This window comes from Streptomyces europaeiscabiei (assembly GCF_001550375.1).
Classification (GTDB): domain Bacteria; phylum Actinomycetota; class Actinomycetes; order Streptomycetales; family Streptomycetaceae; genus Streptomyces; species Streptomyces europaeiscabiei.
The window spans coordinates 1-7,758 of the sequence record NZ_LRTR01000136.1; the positions used below are offsets into that span (position 1 = coordinate 1).

Here is a 7,758-nt window from a genome sequence, read left to right on the forward strand (position 1 = left end):
CCGGTGCCGCCGCAGCGTCCCCCGATGCCCCCGCAGCGCCCCGCGCGCCCGCAGGAGCCGGAGGCACTGCCCCCGGCGACGGGTCCGATGGACGGCCGTACGCCGCTGTACGACACGCTGGAGACCAACTGGTTCCACGGTCAGGGCGGGCAGAACGGTCAGCAGCCGGGCCACCAGCAGGGCAACGGTTCGGCGCCGCAGCAGCAGACCGCCCCCGCTCCCCAGGCTCCGGTCGCTCCCCAGGCTCCGGTCGCTCCTCAGACTCCGGTCGCTCCTCAGCGTCCGGCGACCCCCGCCGCGCCTGCTTCCCCCAACTGGCGCAGCACACCCAACGACGACCTGGTCCGCCAGGCCGAACGTGCCCGACAGCCTTCGGCGGGCGGGGTCACCACCTCCGGCCTGCCGCGCCGGGTCCCGCGCGCGAACCTCGTGCCGGGCACGGCTCAGCAGCAACAGCACCAAACCGGTCCGCAGGTCTCGCGTTCGCCTGACGACGTACGCGGCCGACTGACCAATCTCCGTCGGGGCATCGCGCAGGGTCGACAGGCCGGCAACGGCCAGACCGGCAGCTTCCCGAGCCCCACTCACCAGCAGGAGCGTTAGTTGAGCCAGATGAGCCAGGCGGCACAGAACCTCAACTGGTTGATCACCAACTTTGTGGACAACACCCCCGGGGTGTCCCACACCGTCGTCGTATCCGCCGACGGTCTTCTTCTGGCGATGTCGGAAGGCTTTCCGCGCGACCGTGCTGATCAGCTCGCGGCCGTCGCCTCCGGACTCACCTCGCTCACGGCCGGGGCCTCCCGGATCTTCGAGGGTGGGGACGTGGCCCAGACGGTGGTCGAGATGGAGCGCGGCTTCCTCTTCCTGATGTCCGTCTCCGACGGATCGTCCCTGGCCGTCCTCGCCCATCCCGAGTGCGACATCGGCCTGGTCGGTTACGAGATGGCGTTGCTCGTCGACCGCGCGGGCGCCGTGCTCACGCCCGACCTGCGCGCCGAACTCCAAGGCAGTCTGCTCCACTGACGCCTGCGGATCCACACAACTCACAAATCACCGTCCGGCCGCCAAAGCCCCCACCGGCCCCCGTCAGACGGCACGACTGACCGACTTGCTGTCCCGCTCGGAGGATCAATGACCCCGCCCACCGCTCCTCACGATCCGTACGCAGAGCCGTACGGAGACGAGGGCGACCAGCCTCTGGTTCGGCCGTACGCCATGACCGGTGGTCGGACGCGGCCGCGATACCAGCTCGCCCTCGAGGCGCTGATCAGCACGACGGCAGACCCCGCGCACCTGACGGGGCTGCTCCCCGAGCACCAGCGGATCTGCCACCTGTGCCGCGAGGTGAAGTCGGTGGCCGAGGTGTCGGCCCTGCTGTCCATGCCTCTCGGTGTGGCACGGATCCTTGTGGCGGACCTCGCCGAGGCCGGACTCGTCGCGATCCACCAGCCCGGTGGCGACGAGAACGCCGGTGGCGCCCCGGACGTGACTCTGCTGGAAAGGGTTCTCAGTGGACTTCGGAAGCTCTGAATCGGGGCGGGCCACCACCTCGGCGAAGATCGTGGTGGCGGGCGGCTTCGGCGTGGGCAAGACCACGTTCGTCGGGGCCGTCTCGGAGATCAACCCGCTGCGTACCGAGGCCGTCATGACGTCCGCGTCCGCGGGCATCGACGACCTCACCCACACCGGCGACAAGACGACCACCACGGTCGCCATGGACTTCGGCCGCATCACCCTGGACCAGGACCTGATCCTGTACCTCTTCGGCACCCCCGGCCAGGACCGCTTCTGGTTCATGTGGGACGACCTGGTCCGCGGCGCCATCGGCGCCATCGTCCTCGTCGACACCCGCCGCCTCGCCGACTGCTTCCCCGCCGTCGACTACTTCGAGAACAGCGGCCTCCCCTTCGTCATCGCCCTCAACGGCTTCGAGGGGCACCAGCCGTACACGCCCGACGAGGTGCGCGAGGCCCTGCAGATCGGACCCGACACCCCGATCATCACGACGGACGCGCGTCATCGGTCGGACGCGAAGTCGGCGCTGATCACCCTCGTCGAGCACGCGCTCATGGCCCGCCTGCGGTAGGGCAGAGGGGCCGAAGTACCACGGCTGGGCCCAGAACAGGACCCAAGTCCACAACGCCCTACGACGCTTGTCGTAGTTACACCGAAGCCGGCTGTGTCCTTAGACACGGTCGGCCTCGGTGTTCATAACGTTTCGACAGAGAAATAGGGTGGTACGACCACGCGTCGCGGTCGATCGGTACCGCTGCGCTCACAATGCCCCCGCTTTTTGCTGGGGCTCGCTCTTTATGACCGATTTATCTGGGACTTACATCACGCGGAATCGTTGCCTCCCGGTGTTTGGAAGTCCTCAGCGTGACGTGCTGGAATGCCTGAACTGCCCATTAGTCAAAGACGTACTAGGGCGTGGAGTCACCCGCGGCACGACGTAGGTGCCGGCGCCGAGAGGTTGTTGGTCGAGTGAGGCGAAGCAAGAAAGGTCCCGAGCCGTCGGCGCGGGGCAATTTCACCCCGCCGTCGCGCGGAGCGGCACCCGCACAAGTGACCCGACCGGAGCCGACGGCAGCTCCCGCGCCCAGCGGCAGTCGTCTCTCCCCGCGCAACTGGCGGGTCCCCACGCGCCTGAACGCGATCCTCCTCATACCCGTGCTGGTCGGCCTGATCATGGGCGGCTTCCAGGTGAAGAACTCGATCGACACCTGGCAGGAGGCGAAGGACGCCGAGAAGGTGGCCAAGATCGTGGCCGCCGCCGGTGCCTACGCCGAAGCGCTGCTCAACGAGCGGGACATCTCCGCCCAGCCGCTGCTGGACGGCGACCGGGACAGCGAGGTCGTCAAGGACGCCCGCGCCTTCACCGACGAGAAGGCCGACGCCTTCCACGCGGAGGTCGTCGGAATGCCGGCCGGTCAGGGCCTGGAGCGCCGACTCCGTCTGGTCGAGGAGGCCGAACCACAGCTGGCGAAGCTCCGGCAGGCCGCCTTCACCCGGGCCGCCGACCCGGTACAGACCGAAGAGGGCTACGTCACCGTCGAGCACCTCCTGGCGGAGTTCTCCAACGAGCTCGGCCTCGGTACCGGCAACATCACCGCGTACGGCCGTACGGTCTACGCGGTCACGCTCGCCAAGGGCGCCGCCTCGCTGCAGCGCGCGATCGGCACCCACCTGCTGGTCCGGCCCAGCGAGGACCAGAAGGTCTTCCGCCAACAGGTCACCGCGTTCACCTCGTACGCCTACCTGGAGAACATCGCCGTACAGGAGTACGTCTCCGGCGGCACCGAGGCCGACGCCGCGCGCCTCCAGGCGGTCATGGAGCAGAAGACCGAAGAGGGCAAGAAGCAGGCCGCCGAAGCCGCGGCCAAGAACGCCGACTACGTCCCGCCGCCGGACACCATGCTGAAGATGATCCAGGCGATCGGCAGCGGCGCCCCGCCCGAGGATCTCGCGAAGCAGGGCGTCACCTACCAGAACTGGATGGCGGCCTCCACGCTGAAGTTCGAGGGCTACAGCGAGGTCGAGACCGACCTGATCAACCGCGCCGTGTCCGAGGCCGGCCAGATCGCCTCCGACGCCCAGCGTGACGCCTACATCAACGGCGCCATCGTCATCGTCGCCCTGCTCGCCGCGTTCATCATCGCCGGGATCATGGCCCGCCAGATGAGCCGCGCGATGCGCCAGCTGCGCAACGCCGCCTTCGGCATCGCCGAGCAGCGTCTTCCGATGCTGGTCGACCAGCTCTCGCGCACCGACCCCGGCCGGGTCGACACCCGGGTCGCGCCGATCCCCATCAACACCACGGACGAGATCGGCGAAGTCGCCCGCGCCTTCGACCAGGTCCACCGCGAGGCCGTCCGGCTCGCCGCCGAGCAGGCCCTCCTGCGGGGCAACATCAACGCGATCTTCACCAACCTCTCGCGCCGCAACCAGTCGCTGATCGAGGGCCAGCTGACCCTGATCACCGACCTGGAGAACAACGAGGCCGACCCGGACCAGCTGGAGAACCTCTTCAAGCTGGACCACCTGGCGACCCGTATGCGCCGCAACGGCGAGAACCTCCTGGTCCTCGCCGGCGAGGAGCCCGGCCGCCGCTGGGACCAGCCGGTCCCGCTGGTCGACGTGCTGCGCGCCGCCTCCTCCGAGGTGGAACAGTACGAGCGCATCGAGCTCTCCGGCGTGCCGGAGGCCGAGATCCACGGCCGCGCCGTGACCGACCTCGTGCACCTGCTCGCCGAGCTCCTGGAGAACGCCACCACGTTCTCCTCCCCGCAGACCAAGGTCCGTGTCACCGCGACCCGTCTCCCCGACGGCCGCGTGATGATCGAGATCCACGACAAGGGCATCGGCCTCACCGCCGAGGACTTCGCGGACATCAACCACAAGCTGGCCAACCCGCCGACCGTGGATGCCGCGATCTCGCAGCGCATGGGTCTCTTCGTGGTCGGCCGGCTGTCCGACCGGCACGGCATCCGCGTCCAGCTCCGTCCCTCGGGCGAGCAGGCCGGTACGACCTCGCTGGTCATGCTCCCCGACGTCATCACCCACGGTGGCGGTGGCGAGCAGCAGCAGCCGGCGGCCGACCAGTTCACGGTCTCGCAGATCATCCCGGAACAGCAGCACGCATTCCAGCAGCCGGCCATGACCCCGATGCGGACCGCCGCCGAGCTGGGCTTCGACGACAGCCGCTACGAGGTGCCGGACGACATCCGCGACCTGGACCCCGTGGGCCGTTCGCTGATGCGCGACGAGCGCCGCGCGGCCCTGGAGGCACAGGCGCACCCGCAGCTGCCCCCGGGCCAGACGCCGCGCTACGGCGACGACTTCCAGTCGCCCGAGCAGTCCTACGACAACGGCGCGACGGCGTACGCGGACCCGCAGCGGTCGTACGACCAGCAGACGGCGTACGAGGAGCCGCAGCAGCCGTCGTACGACGAGGCGTACTTCGGTCCGAACGGCAACGGTGCGGTGAACGGCAACGGGCATCTGCCGGGCGGGAACGACGCGTTCACCACTACCGGCGGTTACCCTGAGCCCGCCTATACGGAGCCCGTCCAGGACGAGCACGCGACGGCCGCCACGAGCGCCCCGGAGACGTACTCGGGCTTCGAAGAGCCGTCCTATCAGGACGACTGGCCGCAGCAGCAGAACTACCAGAACTCGTACCGCTCCGAGTACGCTCCGGAACCGGAATCTACGCAGGCCGCTGACGTGAAGGAGCCGGACCGCGTAGGCTTCGACCGTCCGGGACCCACCCCCTCCGCCGGCCACGCGCTGACCGACGCCGGCCTGCCCCGCCGCGGATCCACCGCGAGCGCGGGCGGCACGAGCGCGGGCGCCGTGAACGGACGGCAGGAAGTGGCCCAGGACCAGCCGACGGCCGGGGGACCGAACGGCGACTGGCGCTCGGACAACGACGCGCGCTGGCAGCAGGCCTCCCAGCTGAAGAAGCCCAAGGCGGGCGGGGTCACCTCTTCCGGCCTGCCGCGGCGGGTGCCCAAGGCCAACCTGGTCGAGGGCGCCGCCCAGACGACCCCGCAGGGAGGTCCACAGATCTCCCGCGCTCCCGAGGACGTCCGGGGCAGGCTGAGCAACCTGCGCCGCGGGGTCCAGCGGGGGCGCGACGCAAGCAGTGAAACGAACGGCCAGGCCACGAGGAATCACCACAGTGGTCCTGACAGCACCTACAACCAGGAGCGTTAGTGTGAGCCCGATGAGCCAGGCGGCGCAGAACCTGAACTGGTTGATCACCAATTTCGTGGACAACACCCCCGGGGTGTCGCACACGGTGGTGGTCTCCGCCGACGGACTCCTTCTGGCGATGTCCGAAGGGTTTCCCCGTGACCGTGCCGACCAGCTGGCGGCCGTCGCGTCGGGTCTGACCTCTCTGACCGCGGGCGCCTCCCGCATTTTCGAAGGTGGCAGCGTCAATCAGACGGTTGTGGAGATGGAGCGGGGATTCCTCTTCATCATGTCCGTTTCCGATGGTTCCTCGCTCGCCGTTCTCGCACATCCCGAGGCCGACATCGGTCTCATCGGGTACGAGATGGCACTTCTGGTGGACCGTGCCGGTACGGTCCTGACGCCCGATCTTCGTGCGGAGCTCCAGGGCAGCCTGCTCAACTAACAGTCAGACGGTGCGTTTTGGCGTCCCGGGGCCGTAAGGTTTCGGGACGCGGCTTCCAATGAGCCATGGATGCCAGCACAGTCGGAGGAGGAGAGAACGTGGCAACACCCCCAGGCGGTTCATCGTCGGGCAACTGGTCCTACCCTGGCCAGGGGCCGGGCCAGGGTGACCAGAACCGGTACAACTTCCCCTCCGCACCGAGCCGTCAGCAGCCGTACGCACCTCAGGGCCCCGGTCCTTCGCCGTACGACCAGCCGTCGGCGCCTCGCATCCAGCCCGTGCAGCCGCAGCGCCGCACCCCCGAGCCGTCGCCCGCAGGGGCGGCGCACAACCCCCTGGTGCGCCCGTACGCCATGACGGGCGGCCGCACCAGGCCTCGCTACCAGCTCGCCATCGAGGCACTGGTGCACACCACCGCGCAGCCGCATCAGATGCAGGGCCAGTTGCCCGAGCATCAGCGGATCTGCAACCTCTGCCGGGAGATCAAGTCGGTGGCCGAGATCTCGGCCCTCCTGACGATTCCTCTCGGCGTGGCCAGGATCCTCGTCGCCGACTTGGCAGAGGCGGGCCTGGTCGCCATTCATCAGCCCGGCGGCGACGAGAGCGCCGGCGGCCAGCCAGCTGTGACTTTGCTCGAAAGGGTGCTCAGTGGACTTCGCAAGCTCTAGCGGAGGGCCTTCCCGCTCCACCACGTCCGCGAAGATCGTGGTGGCGGGCGGCTTCGGCGTGGGCAAGACCACGTTCGTCGGGGCCGTCTCGGAGATCAACCCGCTGCGTACCGAGGCCGTCATGACGTCCGCGTCCGCGGGCATCGACGACCTCACCCACACCGGCGACAAGACGACCACCACGGTCGCCATGGACTTCGGCCGCATCACCCTGGACCAGGACCTGATCCTGTACCTCTTCGGCACCCCCGGCCAGGACCGCTTCTGGTTCATGTGGGACGACCTGGTCCGCGGCGCCATCGGCGCCATCGTCCTCGTCGACACCCGCCGCCTCGCCGACTGCTTCCCCGCCGTCGACTACTTCGAGAACAGCGGCCTCCCCTTCGTCATCGCCCTCAACGGCTTCGAGGGGCACCAGCCGTACACGCCCGACGAGGTGCGCGAGGCCCTGCAGATCGGACCCGACACCCCGATCATCACGACGGACGCGCGTCATCGGTCGGACGCGAAGTCGGCGCTGATCACCCTCGTCGAGCACGCGCTCATGGCCCGCCTGCGGTAGGCCCGCGGCGCTCAGCCTGTACGAAGGGGCCCCCTGCTACAGAGGGGCCCCTTCGTTGTGCTCGGCTCCCGTTCACCGCCGTCGGGGTGAGCGTGTGGGTACGACTGCCGGTCCGTCGTGGCTGCGCAGTTCCCCGCGCCCCTGAAAGACTCCGTGCGCGCCCCATGCCCTCAAGGGGCGCCGGGAACTGCGCGAGCAACCACACACGACCCGCAGCCGACCCCGATCCGCAGGACAGCGGCGCTGAACCGGGGCCGGGCACGGCCAAGGGGCCCCTCTGCCACAGAGGGACCCCTTGGATGCGGCTCAGCGCCGCAGGCTTACCGCCAGCTGTGCGGTGCCCGGAAACCCGGCTCGCGCTCCAGGCGGCGCCCGCCGGCGCG

Annotated in this window: 7 protein-coding genes and 1 pseudogene; all 8 read left to right on the top strand. The window is 69.2% G+C overall.

Features of this window, described 5'->3' with window-relative positions; translation table 11 throughout:
* A pseudogene (locus tag AWZ10_RS06375) lies at nucleotides 1–603 on the top strand (nitrate- and nitrite sensing domain-containing protein); the annotation flags it as partial.
* A 9-nt stretch (nucleotides 604–612) separates the two neighbouring features.
* Nucleotides 613–1,026 carry a roadblock/LC7 domain-containing protein gene (locus AWZ10_RS06380; protein ID WP_005479910.1) on the top strand — a complete coding sequence of 138 codons (414 nt, stop codon included), beginning with the start codon at nucleotides 613–615 and terminating at the stop codon, nucleotides 1,024–1,026.
* A gap of 108 nt (nucleotides 1,027–1,134) precedes the next feature.
* Nucleotides 1,135–1,533: a DUF742 domain-containing protein gene (locus AWZ10_RS06385; protein ID WP_037695902.1), complete on the top strand. Its 399-nt coding sequence runs from the start codon at nucleotides 1,135–1,137 to the stop codon at nucleotides 1,531–1,533.
* Complete coding sequence (locus tag AWZ10_RS06390) at nucleotides 1,514–2,089, top strand: GTP-binding protein (protein ID WP_020114072.1); 576 nt, start codon at nucleotides 1,514–1,516, stop codon at nucleotides 2,087–2,089. Before AWZ10_RS06385 ends, AWZ10_RS06390 begins: the two co-directional genes overlap by 20 nt.
* Nucleotides 2,090–2,487: 398 nt before the next feature.
* Nucleotides 2,488–5,721, top strand: coding sequence for a sensor histidine kinase (locus AWZ10_RS06395; RefSeq protein WP_205576303.1), 3,234 nt, complete (start codon nucleotides 2,488–2,490; stop codon nucleotides 5,719–5,721).
* 10 nt (nucleotides 5,722–5,731) lie between these two features.
* Entirely contained in the window at nucleotides 5,732–6,145 is a 414-nt protein-coding gene (locus tag AWZ10_RS06400) for a roadblock/LC7 domain-containing protein (protein WP_005479603.1), read from the top strand.
* A gap of 98 nt (nucleotides 6,146–6,243) precedes the next feature.
* Nucleotides 6,244–6,813, top strand: coding sequence for a DUF742 domain-containing protein (locus AWZ10_RS46865; RefSeq protein ID WP_063769839.1), 570 nt, complete (start codon nucleotides 6,244–6,246; stop codon nucleotides 6,811–6,813).
* Nucleotides 6,794–7,375 (top strand): GTP-binding protein, encoded by a 582-nt coding sequence (locus tag AWZ10_RS06410; protein ID WP_060890630.1) that lies wholly within the window; start codon nucleotides 6,794–6,796, stop codon nucleotides 7,373–7,375. Before AWZ10_RS46865 ends, AWZ10_RS06410 begins: the two co-directional genes overlap by 20 nt.
* Nucleotides 7,376–7,758: the final 383 nt, after the last annotated feature.